This window comes from uncultured Bacteroides sp. (assembly GCF_910586915.1).
GTDB lineage: Bacteria > Bacteroidota > Bacteroidia > Bacteroidales > Bacteroidaceae > Bacteroides.
On sequence record NZ_CAJULN010000004.1, the window covers coordinates 20,612 to 37,911 of the forward strand.

11 protein-coding genes are annotated in these 17,300 nt (G+C 42.3%); all 11 read right to left on the bottom strand.

Features of this window, described 5'->3' with window-relative positions; genetic code table 11:
- Window positions 1-71: 71 nt before the first annotated feature.
- The 11 genes from QZ331_RS02585 to QZ331_RS02635 all read right to left on the bottom strand — a co-directional run bounded on the left by QZ331_RS02585 (window position 72) and on the right by QZ331_RS02635 (window position 17,245).
- On the bottom strand, window positions 72-458 hold the full coding sequence (locus QZ331_RS02585; RefSeq protein ID WP_118273767.1) for a hypothetical protein: 387 nt from the start codon (window positions 456-458) through the stop codon (window positions 72-74).
- Between the two features lie 18 nt (window positions 459-476).
- Window positions 477-1,712, bottom strand: a complete 1,236-nt coding sequence (locus tag QZ331_RS02590; protein ID WP_118774174.1) for a site-specific integrase — start codon at window positions 1,710-1,712, stop codon at window positions 477-479.
- Between the two features lie 254 nt (window positions 1,713-1,966).
- A complete protein-coding gene (locus QZ331_RS02595; protein ID WP_294627798.1) occupies window positions 1,967-3,346 on the bottom strand; it encodes a Gfo/Idh/MocA family oxidoreductase in 1,380 nt (459 codons plus the stop codon).
- Window positions 3,347-3,373: 27 nt separating this feature from the next.
- Window positions 3,374-5,518: an alpha-N-acetylglucosaminidase gene (locus QZ331_RS02600; RefSeq protein ID WP_294627800.1), complete on the bottom strand. Its 2,145-nt coding sequence runs from the start codon at window positions 5,516-5,518 to the stop codon at window positions 3,374-3,376.
- A 36-nt stretch (window positions 5,519-5,554) separates the two neighbouring features.
- The gene (locus QZ331_RS02605) at window positions 5,555-7,135 is read right to left on the bottom strand and encodes a right-handed parallel beta-helix repeat-containing protein (RefSeq protein WP_294627802.1); all 1,581 of its coding nucleotides are present in this window, start codon (window positions 7,133-7,135) and stop codon (window positions 5,555-5,557) included.
- Window positions 7,136-7,176: 41 nt separating this feature from the next.
- Entirely contained in the window at window positions 7,177-8,847 is a 1,671-nt protein-coding gene (locus tag QZ331_RS02610) for a right-handed parallel beta-helix repeat-containing protein (RefSeq protein WP_294627803.1), read from the bottom strand.
- Window positions 8,848-8,941: 94 nt separating this feature from the next.
- Entirely contained in the window at window positions 8,942-9,115 is a 174-nt protein-coding gene (locus tag QZ331_RS02615) for a hypothetical protein (protein ID WP_294627805.1), read from the bottom strand.
- A gap of 18 nt (window positions 9,116-9,133) precedes the next feature.
- Window positions 9,134-10,252: an IPT/TIG domain-containing protein gene (locus QZ331_RS02620; protein ID WP_294627806.1), complete on the bottom strand. Its 1,119-nt coding sequence runs from the start codon at window positions 10,250-10,252 to the stop codon at window positions 9,134-9,136.
- A gap of 8 nt (window positions 10,253-10,260) precedes the next feature.
- On the bottom strand, window positions 10,261-11,886 hold the full coding sequence (locus tag QZ331_RS02625; protein WP_294627808.1) for an IPT/TIG domain-containing protein: 1,626 nt from the start codon (window positions 11,884-11,886) through the stop codon (window positions 10,261-10,263).
- 37 nt (window positions 11,887-11,923) lie between these two features.
- Window positions 11,924-13,798 (bottom strand): RagB/SusD family nutrient uptake outer membrane protein, encoded by a 1,875-nt coding sequence (locus QZ331_RS02630; protein WP_294627811.1) that lies wholly within the window; start codon window positions 13,796-13,798, stop codon window positions 11,924-11,926.
- Between the two features lie 12 nt (window positions 13,799-13,810).
- On the bottom strand, window positions 13,811-17,245 hold the full coding sequence (locus QZ331_RS02635) for a TonB-dependent receptor (RefSeq protein WP_294627813.1): 3,435 nt from the start codon (window positions 17,243-17,245) through the stop codon (window positions 13,811-13,813).
- Window positions 17,246-17,300 lie beyond the last annotated feature (55 nt).

Sequence of the window (17,300 nt, forward strand, 5' to 3'; positions counted from 1 at the left end):
AAAAAACTCCCGAAAAACGAATTGTCGGATTGCGCTTTTCGGGAGAAAAATCAGAGTGCCTGTTTATACGTTTATGACAATGGTATGCCGTTTGTCCTACCCATAGTCAGCGAAAAGAAAACGGTTTGTTTTTCTTTTCGCAAGTACAGTCTTTTCAGAATGGCATTGCGCACTTGCTCCGCTCCGAATGTTCCGATGCGGAAAGCGAGGGCGATTATCGTTTCAAGATTGTAAGCTTCCATGCTGCAATTATCGGATATGCGTATGGTGCGCCTTATCTCATACTCCCTTAATGTGCCACTTTTGCAAAGAGCCTTTATACCTGCCCGAATGGTTGGGACGGTTACACCGAACAAATCCAACAACTCGGCTTCGTTCATCCACACATCGGTTATATCTTTCGGCATAACCACATTGCCGAACTCGTCCATTGTGATGATATTTCTTTCCTTTTTCATTTCCGTTTGATTCAAGGGTTATTGAATGGCGTTGCAAATGTTCTTTTCCATATCCTCCAGCCTGTGCGACAGGGTTTCCATGTCCTGACTAATCTTTTGGGCGGTTATCTTTGCGTAGATTTGGGTCGTCTTTATGTTGGTATGTCCCAAAAGTCGGCTGACGGTTTCAATCGGTACTCCGTTGGATAATAGGACTGTAGTCGCTGCCGAATGTCTTGCCACATGATAGGTCAGACGGGATTTTATACCGCACAACTCGGCAATAGTTTTCAACTTCTTGTTGCAAGTCGTGTTGCTCGGCATGGGGAATACCTTGTTGTCCCTTGTCATGCCTTTGTACTTCTCTATTATCTTTCGGGGAACATCCAACAGTCTGATATTGGATTCCGTGTTGGTTTTCTTTCTTCGGGTGATAATCCATAGATTGCCGTCAAAGAATGTTTGCAGGTTGTCTTCCGTGAGGTTCTTGACATCGGAATACGCCAACCCTGTGAACGTGGAAAAGATGAACAGGTCTCGGACAAGCTCGTGTGTCTTGTCGGGCATATCGGTGTTCATCATCGTGTGTATCTCCTCATTTGTGATATATCCCCTGTCCACGCTTTCGGGCGAATTGATATATCCTGCAAATGGATTGAACGGCAGACGACCGTCATTCCTTGCTATGGAGATAATGTGTTTCAGCACAATCATGTAGCCCCAAATGGTATTGGTACGGCATTTCTTCTCCGTGCGCAAAAAATACTCGAAGTCGTTGATGAATGTGAGGTTCAATTCTTTCAGCGGAATATCCTCACGCTTGTAGGTATGGGACAGGAACTCACGGATGTGCTTGCAAACGGTCACATAACGCTGGAACGTTCCCTTTGCTCTGCTGTGTCCCACTTTCTTGGAAAACTCGGTATTGTGTTGCTCGAAGAGTTTTAGCAGGGTTTCCTGCTTGACACCGATACCGAGATAGGCATCCTTGAGTTTGGCGGCAGTAACATATCCGTCCGTCTGCATCAGTTCCTGATAGCGGCGGTTTACTTCTACTCGGATTTTATCAACGGCAATGTTGATTCGCTGCGCTTCGACACTTTTGCCCGAAGCACGGTTGTTCTTCACATCCCACAGCCGCAAGGGAACATCCATCTTGCAACTGAACTGTTTAATCTCTCCGTCCACTGTAAGGCGGCACATTAAAGGCAGGTTGCCGTTGGGTTTCTCACTGCCTTTCTTTACATAGAACAAGACCTTAAAAGTACTTCTCATAACTCACTCATTTTTTTGGTTACAAAATTAGTTTATAGTGAGTTACCGACAGATACGACAAATGACGCCAAACGATGCAAAATTTAGGTTTCACAAAAAAATTGCATCATTACACGGGTAATGATGTGGTAACTGAACTTTTGCGTCATTTGTCTATATTATGGTTTTCTTTGGCTTTTTGCCGAGAGAAAAATATAGCGTAACGAACGCTGTTCCAGTACATTCGCTACGCTTTCCTCAAATTTACTATTTCGCTATGTGTTTATTTTATTCCATCCGCCACGCGTAAAGTCAGGAACGGCAACCGAAGCCGAACCATTTTCGATGGAAAGGCGGGTCAACTCCGCCATACAACACCATTCTGCCAAATCATATACATCCATATCCAACGGCAAACCGTTGCGCAGACAATACACCAACCGATAATCCATGATGTAATCCATACCGCCATGACCGCCCACTTTCCTGGCTGTCTCTTCCAGTTCCCGGTGAATGGGGTGTTTGTATTCGTCCATTATTGCCTGTTTGGCTTCTTCGGACATGGAAGCGTGCGCGTTCAGGTTCTCATGGTTGGGGACGATATGAGTATCCACCTGTTCGGGACGCAGGCAATATTCTTCGACCGGGTATTTGCTGGCATATCCGTCTGTGCCGACCAATTGGTACATACGGCTATAGGGACGCGGTGTCATTACATTGTGCTGGATAAGCATCGTCTTGCCATTTTCCGTACGGATGACAGTAGTCGTCTGATCGCCATTCTGAAAATCTTTCACTTCCTCACCCGTTATTTTTCTGATATATGCAGGCCCGTTGACCGCTTTAGTGTCCATAGCCACCAGTGTCTTCATCCTGTCTCCCCGGTGAATATTGAGCAACTGGCAAGCCGGACCGATGCCATGTGTCGCATATATGTCTCCCCGGTTATTACGATTGTAATCCATACGCCAGTTGTTCCAATAAGTAGTCCAGTATTCTTCAAGGTTATGGATATAAGCGCCTTCTACGTGCAGAATCTCTCCGAACACTCCCTGTTGCGCCATGTTCAGCGTAGTCAGTTCGAAGAAGTCGTACACGCAGTTTTCCAGTTGCATACAGTGCTTGCGGGTTCTTTCGGACGTATTGACGAGACTCCAAATCTCATCCAGTGTCATGGCAGCCGGCACTTCAATAGCCACGTGTTTGCCGTGTTCCATGGCATATACCCCCATCTCGGCATGGTGCTTCCAGTCCGTAGCTACATATACAAGGTCTATATCGTCCCTTTCGCACAACTGCTTCCATGAGTTTTCATCTCCATAATAAGCCGTAGCTTCGGGCAAACCGGCTTCTTTGAGAATATCCTGCGCCTTTTCCACGCATTCCCGGCGAATGTCGCACAAAGCCTTGATTTGCGTGCCCGGAATATGAGTGAAACGGGCAACTGCCCCCGGGCCACGCATCCCCAGTCCGATAAATCCGACCCGTACAGTGTCTATCTTGGGAGCTGTCAACTGAATGACATCTTCCTGCCCCGAAGGGCGCTCCATAGTAGCTACTACAAGAGGTTGTATAGTTCCTTTCTTCTGCCCGCAGCCGGAAAAGCCGACAAGCAGAAGTAGGGAAATCATTAAATTGAAATATATCCTGTTCATAACGTTCTTTCTTCTTACAAAAAAATATTAGCGGGTAATCTTATTTACAATCTCCGTCAAAGACATACGTGGCGCATCGTCTACCATATGCAGGTTCTTTTCTACCCATTCACGCTCCCAATGAAAATAATCGGGCGCTTGCGCTGTCTCTCCGCGAAGCAAGGCGCGCTGATAGTCAAAGTAAACCATCCAACGATCTTTGTAGTAGGTGTTCATCATGCCCGCCCATTCTTTATAGGCATAATCATGCAAATTGTCTTCCGTCGGTATGTGCTCGCCCCAATAAGTGATAAGCATCATCAGATTGTGGAAATTGTTCTTTTTCTCTGCGGCGGTATTGCCTGCATCTTTCGCTTGCTGCTGCCAGGTGCTCAGGCGGAAGAACGGGTCTTGTGCCAATAGTTCGTTTTCGGTATCTATCATATCGAGGAAGCGGGATACTTGCTTTTCATACTTTTGCGTATCTTTCTCCTGATAAGCAGTCATTATAGCATTGAATACCGAATCGGCATCATTCGCTATCACTTGCCGCAGAAAGTGTATCAGGTCGATGCGATAGGTACGGACATCACTGAATTGGGGCATTGCCCTGGCAAACAGGAGTGCCGCTTTTCGATAAAGCTCCGTGTCGTATTTCTTAGCCAGTCTTCCCCAGGAAGAGACGGATTTGAGTTCCAACGCCGGACGCGCACATAAGATGTTTTCGGGCGGGCCTTCCTGATAACCGACTTCACTGCTATAAATGGATTTCAACATCATTTTCCAGGCAGTCCGTATATCATCGGTGATGCGTCCATAACGGGCTGTAATATAAGATTCCACCCATTGGTCTACATCTACGCGGTCTTTGTGCCACACCAATTCAAGCAACAGTTCATAGGTAACCGGGTTATTATTAATGCCTTCGGGCAAAATGCCTACTCCCTTCATATATGATGCGTATTCTCCATTCGAAGCACGGTGAACCTCATCGGCAAAACGTTGCAACTTTCCGTTGATGCCCGGCCTTTCGCCAAAGTTAGTGACGGTAGCCCAGATGAAAGGAGTTCCCTCGTAGCCTTTGCGAGTCTCCCAGTTGTTGGTGTTTTCGCCAAATAATTCCTGTACCAGTACGTAGCGTTTATCCAGTTTCTCAAGCAATCCCGGCTTCGAGTTGTCCTGCCAGCCTTGCAATACCCAGACGGATTCCGGGAAATATTTCTGCATTGTTTTTTGTATAGCCCGGCCTGCGTCACCCAACGCTACACCATCCGTTGCTCCGCCTTCGTGAAAAGGATCGCCGGAGAAGAAACGGATATCCGACCCATACAAACGGCGGGTTTCTTCATAAAATATTCCAGCTATACGGTCGAATTCGGGATCCGTCGGGTCGAGAATATCCGACCTTGTGAAAGCTCCCCAAGTGCCTTGGGGGATGATATGCGCCTTACTTTTGTTTTTCAGGTTGCTCGGCACCATTCCGTAGAATCCGGGCATCAACGGTTCGATGCCCAGTGACTTCATGCGTTTCAGCATTTTCTGTACGAGTTTCTTCCGGCTGTCTATCTGCGACTGGGGCATAGGGCCGCCCCATCCTTCGATATTTCCCATCAGCCACCAGGCATTATAGGCAGGGCCGGTGATAAAGTCGGCAATCTCCTTTTCCGAATAGTTCATCCGGCGGAGCGTGTTTTGCCATACAGCTTCCGAGCCGTTGGCTACCAGCATCAGGTTAACGCCGTTGAGCGCCATCCAGTCAAGCTCCCACTGCCAGTCGTCCCAATCGTAGAAACTCATGGTATAATTAAAGGTACAGTAATTCAGCGCATAGCGATATATAGATGAGGTTTTGACTGTCACGGGTTGGTCAATGACCGGAAGCTCTGTTACGGGGGCGAGCTGGTCACCAAGATGTGACATACTGCGATGGCAGTAATACTTCAAGTACCAGTTGACACCGACTGCCGCCGCATTTGCGCCGGTAGCCTGAACCAGTAGTTTCTTATTTACTGTTTGCAGTGTGAAGCAATCGCCGTCCGAAGAGGGCATTGCCTTGAACTGAATATGTTTACCCAGCCACGGAGCACGACGGGACACGAGTTCCCGCACGCCGTCGAACGGAGCGGCATAGGTATGGGCTGCCGTACACAGTAACACAAAAAGAATAGCCAGAGAGTGTTTCAATATTTTCATGATTTGTATATTTGAACAAGTAAAAGGGCAGATACTTTATTGATCGGCACCTATATTAACAGAATGAATCTCACAACGCTTGTCACCGTCTATGTCGAACATTCCGATGACATATCCCCGATATACAAGACCTGTGCCGATGGCCGGCGAAGCGGATTTCAAGTGTAAGTCCGGTTGTCGCGTACGGGTGCTTTTCAGCAGCGGGTCTACATTGAACACCGATGTCCGGTCGCCGCTTGCGGCCTGCCAGACGGAAAAATCGGTATATTCTTTGCCGTCCCACATCCATTTATGGTTTTTCTTGTTCGGTGAGAAGTAGATATTGCCGCCGATAAAGTTATTCTTTCCCGAGGTGGTGTATTTGCGGATAAAGATGTCTCTGTCCGACAGGGCATAAATGATATTGTTGGCTATCACATTCTCCTCGCACAATTCGGACAGGCGGATTTCACCTTCACTGCTGTTGTCACGGTCGTTCACTTTCAGGTAGTTGTTTGTGCCGTCCAGTTGTCCGCCTTTCAGGTTGTTGTTGAACAAGGTGTTGTTCAACACATAGCAACTTTTGGTGCTCAGCCCGTCGAAACCGAGATAGGCTCCCATATAGATGCCAGTACGGAAGTTGTTGTACACGAAATTGTTGCGTACGATGCAGTCCTTGGTTTGCAGTTTGTAGCTTTCGCTGCACAGCCCGATTCCCCGGTCGCATTCAAAGACTTCATTCTGTTCTACAATCGTATTTCCGTTGCCGCACAGGTAGATGCCAATCGCTCCGCCATTGGATACGGACTGGCTCCAGTAATCCTGTGACTTTTCGTGCGTGCAGCGATATACTTTATTGCGGCGCACTATTCCGTTACGTGCATAGTTGACCGAAATATCGCCATGAGGATTCAGGTTATCTCCGCCTGCGATAATGATACCGATGTTTTCCACATCATGCACTTCATTATCCTGAATCGTGAAATCGACCACGTTGCCTGCCAGTGTGAAGGCTTCGCTTGTGCCGCTATGAATCTCGAATATCTCGCATTTCTCTATCAGCAAATTACGAATCGGTGTATGGTCGTCCGTTCCTAAAACAAGAATTGCGTGTGCACTACGCCAATCACCTTTCGCATCAACTAATGGACAATCATTCTTTATATCATACACCTTACATCCTCGAAATGTAATATTACCAGATGTTCCGCTTATATAAACTCCTTCCGGATCGGTATTGTCCTCTGAATCATGTGCATGGCAAATATGCAAATTTTCAAATTGCATATAATTTATATTATTAACTTGTACCAATGCATTTCCCCACCCATTGATATGCAGATATGAACCATCTATTTTTGCTGTTTCACCAGGATAACTTTTTAATGTTATCATCTTACCTGGTTCTCCCGAACGCTTCGGAATCACAAATTCTCCATATGAGCCTTCACGTAAAAATATAGTGTCACCTGGATTGACACGCTGTAGTGCGGCAGCTATTGTCTGAAGCGGTTTTCTTTTACTTCCATTATTCGCATCATTACCATCCGGGGCTACATACCAGTTGACAGGAGTAGCACCACAAGCCAACAAACCAAATAAAAGGAAACTTATAAATGAACAAAAACTTTTTCTCATTTTCATGGGCTTTTAATTAAAAATCATTATCATTTACAGGCTCACTGATCAGCTCCTATATTAATACAGTCGCCATTATAACGTCTATCACCGTCAATATCATAGTTTCCAACAAAATAAGCAGCAATAAAATGACCTACATTCTTTGCTGGCGAACTCGGTTGCAAATGCAAATTCGGATTTTCCACATTCAAATCCATCAGCATAGGGTCAACATTGTAAAGAGAGTTTTCATCACCACTTGCCTTTTGCCATGCGGAAAAATTCGTATATTCAACACCATTCCAAAACCACTTGTGATTAGTAGCAGACGGAGAGTAATAGAGATTATACCCTATTTTATTCTCACTACCGGAATTTGTGTATTTGCGAATAAAAATATCCCGGTCGGTCACAGCATAAATCAGATTGTTCATTATTGTATTATTAGTACAATTCTCAGTCAGACGAATTTCACCCTCGCTGTCCTTCTCGTCATTGATATTTTCCGAATTATTATTTCCGTTCAACGCACCACCAACCAAATTATTATGATAGAGTGTATTATTTACTACATAACATCCGGTTGTTCCTCCTACCGTATACCCAACATAGTCTCCCAAATAAATACCTGTACGATAGTTGTTATAAACAAAGTTATTACGTACAATACAATCCTTCGTAGCCAACACATCACTCTCACTAACCAAACCAATAGCACGGTCGCATCCCCATACTATATTTTGTTCAATAATAGTACTTGCTCCGCCGCAAACGTAAATACCAATAGCTCCATAAGCAGCTGGATTATTGTAAACACCTTCCCAAAAATCTTTTGAAATCTGATGAGAGCACCGATATACTTTGTTACACTTCACCACTCCGTTACGTGCGTAATTTACGGAAATATCACCTCCTGCATTCAAGTTGTCTCCACCGGCTATAATAATACCTATATTTTCCACATCATGCACCTCACATTCCTGTATGGTAAATCCATCCACATTTCCGGCAATAGTCAACGTCTCACTGGTTCCGGTATGCATATCATAAATTTCGCATTTTTCAATGGTCAGATTACGTATCGGTGTACCATTATCATCTCCTATCGCCAAAAATGCGTGTGCACTACGCCAATCACCATTATTATGCCCAACAAGACAAGTGCTTTTTATATTGTAGATTTTGCAATTACGAAATGTTATATCCCTTGATGTACCATTAATATATACCCCTTCTGGGTCAGTATTCACATCTGAATTTGTAACATTACAAATGTGCAGATTCTCAAAAGTCATATATTGTACACTTTTCAGTTGCACCAACGCATTAAACCAGCCTTTGATTTCCATTCCAGTTCCATCTATTTTTGCTGTTTCACCAGGATAACTTTTTATAGTCACCAGTTTACCTTTTTTTCCGGAACGAGTAGGAGTAACAAACTCGTGGTATACACCTTCTCTAAGAAATATCGTATCACCAGGGTTAACACACAATAGTGCTTTGGATATACTTTTCAGAGGACTATTCATAGCACCACTGTTACCATCATTACCCGTAGTAGCCACATACCAACTCACCGATTCGGCTTCAGAGGAAGTATCGGAATCGTCCGTATTATCTCCTTCGTTACTTTCCTGTTCTTTCTCCGGTTCTCTTGGAAGTTCCTCATTGCCACATGAACTTAATCCAACAAACAAGGAAAATACCAATAAAATCATCTTCTTTCTCATTCGTATATAATTTAAATCCTCTATTAAAAACTGAAAAATAGAAAAGGCGGTTTGTATGTACAGAAGCACTCCTCACCGCCTCCATCCCCCTTAATTATTCATAAACAATTTTCCTGATTGCATTATTTTTCTTGTCATAAACATAAATTATTCCATTTTTGTCCACAGCAAGATCCTGAGGGCCAGAAAAAGCAGCAGATGAACCATTTGCATCTACATATCCAGCTTGAGTTCCACCTGCAACCAAACGTACCACTCTATTCGTCATATCAAGCAACCGAATACTTTAGTCGAGATTTTCACCACCATCCCATACACCATTACCAGCAACATAGATATTTCCATCTGAATCAATAGCCAAATCACAAGGATATGTGAAAAGAGCATCTTCAAAAGAACCACTCAAATAACCAGAAGTTCCTTTTCCTACTACATTCTCTGTTTCCCACGTTCCTGCTTTAAATTTCACTATAGCATGCTGTATTTGATCAGTTCCATACAAATTACCCTCTTTATCCAAAACCAATCCTCTAAAATTACCAGTAGCGATTTGGGTAGAGCCTTCTGCCGTCCATTTGTAAATACCACTATTGGATGAAACATAAATATCTCCACAACGTTTATCTACAGCCAACATCCAAGGTTCAAAGTCTGTGCTGCCAAGTGTTGTCACTACACCATCGAGAGTTATTTTTCTGATTTTCCATTCAAAAACATCTGTCAAGAATATGTTACCCTCTGCATCACAATCCATCCCATAGAGTCCATTAAAACGTGCCTGTACTCCTGTTCCATCTATGCATCCTTTGTTTCCAGCCAATCCGGCAAAAGTCGTAACGGTGCCGTTAGGGGTAATCTTCCGTACACAATAATTCACACAATCACCCACATACACGTTACCCTCGTCATCTACACATACAGAACCTTTTCTCCAATCTTCTGCAGGATCTCCCTTAGCACCATCGAAGAAAAACAATGCCTCATCTCCATTTCCATCCTGATAACCGGGCTCACCATCAGGACTACCCGCTAAAGTCGTAACGACTGCCGAGAATGAATAAGTGAAAGATTCAATGGTACGAACAGGTTCTCGATTAGCAATGGTAATCGTCAGCACTCCATCACCTAATTTAGGTGGGACAACAGCCATGATACTATTCATATTACAGTTTAACACTTTTAATGGAATAGTTCCTAAAGTTACTGAGATATCTTCTGGATTCTCCGAAAAATTTCTTCCGGTAATCAAAATTTCCGTTCCGGCACTACCACTTGTCGGATAGAAACGATTCACAACCACAGGACTGTCAGCATCATGTCCGGTATCGTCCTTACAACTGCCAAATAGACTTATACTTCCTATCAGTAAAGCCAAAGCAAGATATTGAATGATGTTCTGTTTCATAAGAATTGTCATTTTTCTATTGTTGTTATTTTCTTTACACAATTATTCCGGCGATCTAATACATACACAGTACCGTTCTTGTCAACACATACGGAAGACGCAGCACCAAATGCGGCTGGTAATGTTTCTATGGTTGAGTTAACCCCTCCATAGGAAAGTACTTCAAAACTTCCATCTGTATTGCCAGAATCTGCCGAACCTGCAAACGTAGTAACCATTCCGGTTTGTAAGTCTATATAGCGAATACTCTGATCGGCATTAGCCGTCGAAGCATCTGCCGTACCATTACCCGCCACTAAAATATTGCCGTCAGCAGTAACCGCAATTCCCCATGGACTGGCAAAAGTAGCCTCATTGACCGGTCCATCGGTATGTCCGCTCTTACCACTGCCTGCTATCACAATAGGAGAATCCCATTGATCTTTCACATATTTAATAACCTGATTAGTACCGATATTGGTAATATAAAGATCACCTGTACGCTTATCTATATCCATACCGCCTGGATTTCCATCACCTGAAATGATGATAGTGCCATGATTATTAGGAGAACTGCCATAATCATCCAACTCTTTGAGAAGAATGTTCCCATTCGAAGTCATACTATAAAGCCGATTGTTAGCCTCATCAATAGCCAAGCTCACAGCCACTTGCCAGCCCATATAAAGAGCCTTTCCGTCAGGTTCAAAGCATACAGTTGCCGAAGCCCAATCATCACAAATATACATATTTCCCTTACTGTCAATCTTTAAATCCGTAGGACGTACCACAGCATTGTACGAACCGGTACCCCCATTGTCAAAACGCCAGTTAAGTCCCCAGTCGACATCAGCTTCTGTACCTGTACCTGCCACTTCCGTAACAGTACCGTTCACAGCAATTTTACGTACACGCAAATTACCTATATCTGTCAAATATACATTTCCATTATCATCCACAGCAATACCACCCCGGCGATATTCCCAATCAGCACACATGATATTAAATTCGGAACTTCCCGGTAATGTAGATATAGTGCGTTCGAACAAAAGATTTTTATATTCAAAGTTTCCTGTAGTAAGCGTTCTTCCATTAAAACTAATAACTATAGGATAGGAACCGAAATCTGTTTCCGGAATAGTAACTAAAAAATACCCTTCTTCAACCGTACACTCTGCAACTTGTCCGTTATATGTAGCAGATAAATTCTTTATCTCCTTCGGCAGATTCTCTACATAAATACGCACTTTTGTTCCAACCTTTCCATAAGCAGGAGAATAACCTGTAACAGTTGCCTTCTGAAAAACAAAGTTTATGTCCGATTGAACACTCCTTCCGTTTGCCTTGATAATAATAGGAGCAGTTCCTATTGCCTCATCATCGGGAATTTCAACCAACAACTGCTCTTCATTAGAACGAAGGATAGACAATAATACTTCATTGATACTCACAGAAATAGAATTTACATCCAATGGAAATTGTTCACCATTTATCAATAACTGCGTACCACCTTTTCCTGTATTAGGAGCAAAATCATAAATCGAAAGTTCACCGAAATAGGGTGACAACGACTTTTCATCATCGTCTGCACAACCGGCAAAAACAGCTGTCGCCAAAATAACAGCTATAGATATATAATATGAAATTGTTTTCATTTTGCTATCTTATTAATTTTATATTATCAGGCAAATACTACCATCCTGGATTCTGAACCAAACCACGGGCACGATCAATCTCAGACTGAGCTATCGGATACAAATACATTTTGTTAGCCCAATATCTGGTTTGTAACAGTTTACGTTCATAGAAACCTTCAAAAGAAAACCCTTGCCCTTGATCGTCAGCAAGCACATTCATACGATAAATTTTACGGTTCTCCTTTTTCTCATAAAGCAATCTGCGAGCAAGCGTCCAAAAACGGTCGCCTTCGAAAGCCAATTCAATTTGGCGCTCACGGAGAATCCATTCACGCATTTTCTCTTTATTTCCCAAATCCTGCGGATAAGTAACTGTAATATTCGGAATGCCCGCTCTCTGACGAATTTCATTAAAATAAGTGATAATCTTGGGATCTTCAGGATTATATTCATTCATAGCTTCCATATAATTCAATAAAATTTCAGCATAGCGAATATGAATATAGGGACGATATACAGCCTGATCATTCCGGATACTGGAAGAAGTACTCACTTTCTTAGCTACATTATATCCAGTAAAGTCAGTCATCTGCGTTCCGGCTCCCGATGCACCCGAATAATAATACTCAGCCCTTCCAAATCCATCCTTATTCTTATCAGAGGAGAAATAGTTACAATCATCTACAGTAATTGCAGAAAGAACAGGACGCCCGTTATAATGTACAGACGCATAAAAACGAGGTTCACGATTGACATACATATTCGATTCTCCTTTACGGTATCCCCGATTAATCTCATTACGGACTTTACCATACTCTTCCGGATCGTCACTTTGCGCAAATCCTTCTTCTGTATAACTAACATCATCATTAATATCCAACCCATTACGAGTCAAGAATGCATCCACAATATTCTGTGTGGCATTCTGCATACTATATCCACCATTTTTCGGATTACAACGCTTATCATATCCCCATTGCCAATCACCCGATTTATGAGTTGCAAATATTACTTCGGAATGATTACCAGACATAAACAATTCGCGGAAAGACAAATAAGGGTCAAACTCTTTATCACCACTCTCTGTATTATAATAAAGATGATAAATCCCTAAATCAATCACATCCTCGGCAGCTTCAGCAGCAATCCGCCATTTTTCAAGGTCTTGTGTTTGAGGCGCCAACAGTTCTCCATCCTTATTCTTAAAGTCCTTAAAACGAGGATTTCCATTCCATAGTTCGCTGGCTGCCAACAAACGAGCTTGCGAAATCACTGCCAAAGCAGCGCCTCGCGTTGGACGTCCTAAATAAGCAGTCGAGGCCCATACATCTGGCAATACATTCAATGTCGACTCCATCAAATCGCAAACATATTCTACACATTCATCAAACGGACGACGCACGTATTTATTAAAATCTTCATCTTGCTCGACAGGTTTCTCAAAAATCACAAACGGTCCATACAAGCGTAACAAATTCCAATAAAACCAGCCACGCAAGAAACGTGATTCTGCTTTATATTGTTCCTTCAAGTCTGCACTCAACACTCCTTCAGGAACACGATCGACATTCTGTTCAAATACAAGAGCCTTCTGTATTCCGCGATAAGCTGTATTCCATTTATTATCTCCTAATGTATTAGAAGGTCCCCAGTTACCTTCTACCATATTACGGACATTTGTATTTGAAAAGACACAGGAAGATTCATCGGCAAAACCGAATACAACCGGATCATCGGTAGATAACCAAATATATCCGTAAATATTATATAAGTAGGCTTCGGCTTCCACACGGTTATTCCAAATCATATCTGTTGTTTTCAGATTTTCCGGTTTCTGATCCAAATAATCACAAGAAGAGACTCCTATAACGCCAGCGAACAATAATCCGACAGCCAATATACGACTAAATATTTTTTTCATTGTTTTCATTGCTTTATTAGATTAAAACGAAACTCTCATTCCCAATGTCACCATACGGGATAATGGGTATTTTGCTCCATTAGAGCCTAATTCGGGGTCCCACAATTTAAATTTCGAGAACGTCAATAGATTCTGTCCCGACAAATAAAAATAAAGGTATTCTATTCCTTTATCCATCATTTTTTTGTTTTCAAGCGTATATCCAAACGAAGCTTGTTTCAGACGTAAATAACTACCGTCTTTCAGCCAGTGCGTACTATTCACATAATTATTATCATTGGTGGTAGCGTTAGCTGTCATACGTGGATACCATGCTTCTGCATTCGGATTATCCGCTGTCCAACGATCCAATGTCTTGGTTATGACATTACTCGGATTCAATCCCATACCGGTAAAAGGTACAATACCGACTCCGCCTGCTCCCCAATTTCCATTCCCTGTGTCAATAGAGCTACCATTTGCCATAATGGAAACATCAGCAACTCCCTGGAAAAAGAGAGACAAATCAAAATTATGATAGTTGATATTGAAACCCATTCCATATGACCAAGAGGGGAACCAAGATTTACCTAAATAACATTGGTCATTAGCATCAATCACATTGTCATTGTTTAAATCCTTGTATTTGATGTCACCAGGTGCCAATTCACGCAACTGTCTCGGACTATTTTCAATTTCTTTCTCACCTTGAAAATAACCTTCAGCTATATATCCATAGAATTCACCATAACGAGTACCTTCGCTTTTTTGATAAGGATATTGCATATCCGGTTCGTCACGGAACACAATCTTATTTTTGCTGTAAGTCAAGTTACCAAACAAACGTAATCCCACCTTATTACCGATACGAGTCTGATATTCTAAATTAGCATCTATTCCCTTATTGTCCATTTCACCCATATTGGCATAAATAGAAGCGTCAAAACCTGCCATACCCGGTAAAGAAGAACGCTGAATCAAAATATCTTTGCGCCTTTCCCAATAATAGTCCATTGTCACATTCAATTTTCCCCAAAGCATCATTTCCAAACCGAGATTAGCCTTATAAGATTTCTCCCATGTGAGCTTGTCTGAGCCGAGCAAAGTCTCTCTGATACCGTATACAAGATTTCCATTCGGACCAAATCCATAATTATTACCACTGCCAAACTGAGTAAAATAGGCAAAACGGTCTCCTGTTCCACCAATATTGTCATTACCCACAATACCATAAGAAGCACGTAGTTTCAATAAATCCACTTTCCGAGACATTTTTCTGAAAAATGGTTCATTTGAAATAACCCAACCTACAGAAGCAGCAGGGAAGAATCCAAAACGATGTCCAGGAGCAAAGTTCTCCGAACCTGTATAAGAACCGTTTACTTCCACCAAATAGCGTTCTTTATAACCGTAACCAAAGCGAGCGGCAATAGCCTGATTGCGATAAGGAATAGAGGCTATCGCATTTTGAGCTGTAGCAATCATACGGTTACGCATATTATACAGCAACATTCCGTTTATGTTATGATGCCCAAAAGTACGGTCGTAAGCGATATTGGCTTCCGTATAAATAACCCTCTCACCAGTATCACTATGCTCGTAATAAAGTTCATCTGAACCTTCTTTTATTGGTTTTCCAAAAACAAGTTCTCCATTTCCGTCACGTTGGTTGGTATACCACAAATCCACACCTCCAGTACGTTTATTATTGAATTCGCTATAGCTATCGAAAGAAAAACGGGCATAAGCCGACAATCCCGGGGTGACAAAATCCAGTTTCTGATTAATTGTAAATACCGACTGTAAAGCAGGACGGAATGTGTCGGTATAACCATTGTTCTGTACTTCATTCATCGGATTGGAGCCTGCATTGGCTGGAGGACCAGCCCAACGGCCATCCGGGTAACGAACCGGAAAAGCAACGGGCGAAGTAGAGAATGCTTCATACCACAGTTTGTTGGAAGCAATACCCGGATAACGTGAGTCTGTCATCATAGCTGACAAGTTCATTTGCAACAGAGTTGTTTTTGTAATATTCACGTCTATATTACTACGAAAATCATACCGTTTATAATTTAGGTTCGGGTCATATCCCCGTTCCTTCTTCACATTATATTGTCCTCCCTGGTTATAAAATGAAGCCGACAAATAATAACGTACTAAATCACTACCACCACTAATATTCAGATTAACATTGGAGACGGATGACACTTTTTTATAAATCTGGTCGATCCAATCTACATTCGGGTACAAATAAGGGTCTAATCCACTCTCTGTCTTCAATACCTGTTCACGAGAATAAACTTCACTCAATCCTGAGTTCCGACGACTCTCATTGTACAACATCATATAATCAACCCCACTCAGCATCTTAGGAATTTTGGTAAAGCTGGTAAAACCTGTTTCCGCCTTTACCGAAATTTTAGGTTTACCTACCGAACCACGTTTGGTAGTAATAATCATTACTCCGTTAGCACCTTTCGCACCATATACTGCAGTAGCCGAAGCATCTTTCAATAAAGAAATGCTAACGATGTCTTCCGGGTCGATATTATTGTATGCACCACCGTAAGTCGAGTTTACATCGTCACGCTGCACACCATCCACAATTACCAAAGGGGAAGTATTACCTGTGAACGTTCCGATTCCTCGAATGGTAAATGTAGAATTATCGTATCCCGGTTCGCCGCTGGACTGTACAGAGATAATACCTGCCACCTTACCCTGCAAAGCATTACTAAGATTAGCGACCGGAGTTTTCAAACTTCCTATATTTACAGAAGCTACCGAGCCTGTCATTGTCACTTTCTTCTGAGCACCGTACGCAACGACAACGACTTCTTCCAAACTGGAAGCAGACTCCTCCAACGAAACATTAATCGTAGTTTGATTGCCCACTTTTACATTCCGAGGTTCATATCCCATAAAACGGAATTCCAATTCCGATTGATTATCAGGAACCGTTATCATATAAAAGCCATCAATATCGGTTATCACTCCGGTAGTGGTATTAGCCAACTTTACACTCGCCCCCGGAATCGACTCACCAGTTGTGGTAGTAACATTTCCTTTTACTGTACGCGATTTCTTAGCATCTGCCGATTTTCCTTCTTTGGCAGGGAATAAAAGAACTTGTTTACCTTGTATTTTCCAAGATATTCCTTTTCCTTTAAAAGCCTGTTCCAAAATTGTATTAATAGGTTGCTTGCTAACAGAGACAGTGATAAGTTGATTCGTCTGAAATTGATTATCTTTATAAAGAAATGAATATCCACTTTGTGTTTGAACAGCTTCCACAAACTGTTTCAACGTAACATTTTTCATCTTCAGCGTCAACAAATCTGATTGTTGAGCCTGTATATGGACAGAAAAAAACAACAGAAATAATATCTGCCAGAGACATAGTTTGAACTTTCCCCGAAAAGAAAGAGGTAATATTAAACCTCTCAAACCCTTCGGGATTGAAATATTTTCCATAAATTTGCAATTTAAAATTAATAATTAGGTAAAGTTAATTTTAATTCGATAAAGG